The sequence below is a fragment of the Streptomyces nanshensis genome (assembly GCF_001751255.1).
Taxonomy (GTDB): Bacteria; Actinomycetota; Actinomycetes; order Streptomycetales; family Streptomycetaceae; genus Streptomyces; species Streptomyces nanshensis_A.
Genome location: NZ_LJGW01000329.1, coordinates 1 through 1,389 on the forward strand (window position 1 = coordinate 1; position 1,389 = coordinate 1,389).

The 1,389-nt window shown below is 74.9% G+C and carries 1 protein-coding gene, 1 pseudogene and 1 riboswitch; the gene and the pseudogene both read right to left on the reverse strand.

Annotated elements, in window-relative coordinates:
- Positions 1-204, reverse strand: a pseudogene (locus AN218_RS34650) (cobalamin biosynthesis protein); the annotation flags it as partial.
- Positions 205-469: 265 nt separating this feature from the next.
- Positions 470-666: riboswitch (cobalamin riboswitch) on the reverse strand.
- 193 nt (positions 667-859) lie between these two features.
- Positions 860-1,087, reverse strand: a complete 228-nt coding sequence (locus AN218_RS19575) for a hypothetical protein (RefSeq protein WP_070018193.1) — start codon at positions 1,085-1,087, stop codon at positions 860-862.
- Positions 1,088-1,389 lie beyond the last annotated feature (302 nt).

A 1,389-nucleotide genomic window follows, 5' to 3' on the forward strand; every position in this document is an offset into this window, starting at 1 on the left:
CGCGGCACCGGCGACGCACAGCGCGGTGTGCAGCGCCCCGGCCGCACGGTGGTCACGCCACAGCGCGCGCTCCGCGGCACCGGCGGCCCGGCCGAAGGCGGCCACGGGATGCCCGCGCCGTGGATCGCCCAGCAGCAGATCGCCGAGATGACCCAGCGCCGTTCCGCAGACGTATGGGGCCGTACCGCGCAGATACGGGGCCAACTCGCGGACGTACGCGCCCGGTTGCGTCCGTGCTGCCGTGCGCCGGGACGGGGGAGGGGCGGTGCGGAGAGCCGGCACCGTCAGCGTGCCGTCGTGGTGCCTCGGCGGACCGGGCGGCACGCGCGGAGCGGCCCGGGGGCAGGTCCCGTTGCGTACGCCGCGGACGGAAGGACGGGGAGAGGCCGGGGGACGGGAGCGGGCAGGAGCGCGGGAGAGGCCGGGAAGCCACGCATGCTGGAGTCCTCACTCAGGGTCCTCGCCCTGGTTCGACGTGCCGGCGGCGAGAGTCTCCTGGCTCCCGGATCGCCGCGTACCCCGGCCTTCCAGCCCGTCAACACACGGGCCGTGGCCTTCGGTTGGGGTGCGCTCCCCGGTGACAGTGGCGGGACCGCGCCGGATTCGCACCGGCTTCCTCTCCTTGCTGCCGTTGGGCATCGGCAGTCCACCACGTACCGGTAGAGGCGTCAACTCGCCGCTGACCTGCGGCGGGAGAGTGTGAGCAGACACACGGGCGGCCGGGCGGGGGCAACGGAAAGGGGTACGGAGCGCTGCTCCGTACCCCTTCCGTGTCCGGGGGCCGCCGCTCAAGAGCCCGCCGGGACGCCGGTGTTGAGGCCGCCTCCCGCCCGGTCCCCTCCGGGCGCGGCGCGGTCCGTCAGGCCGCGGTGATGATGTAGATGCCGTACGCGACGGCCGCCGCGCACAGCGCGAAGCACACGTACGCCCCCGTGCGCGCCAGCACGGACGCGCCGCCGCCCTGCGCGCCCTGCGTACGGCCCGTGGACGAGCCCACGATGCCGAGCGTGAACACGCCCACCAGGACGACCGTGGCCACGAGGCTGACGCCGAAGACCTGGCCGAGTGCTGCCCAGTCGATGCTCATTGCGTTTCCCTGTCTGCGCTGTCGCTGTGTCTGCTTGGTCTGCTTCGTCTGCTCTGCGGGGCCCGGTCCGCACCGTGTCGGCCCGTACGCCGCTCAAGTGCCGTCCGTACGCCGTCTGTCGGCCGGTACGGGCGGCCCCGGCCGGTGGGCCCGGACCGAGGGTTCAGCCGAGGCTGGAGGCCGTCGGGCGGTGCTCAGCCGTGGCACCCTCCGGCACCGGATCCTGCTGCCGTGGCTGCCCGTTGGCGGCGGACGTGGCGTGCGCCGCCGCCGCGGCAGCCGTACGCGGCGGCGCCACCGAC

What these genes read in the sequence shown, in the direction of transcription:
- AN218_RS19575 (WP_070018193.1), bottom strand. Translation starts at nt 1,087, where the DNA reads ATGAGCATCGACTGGGCAGCACTCGGCCAGGTCTTCGGCGTCAGCCTC.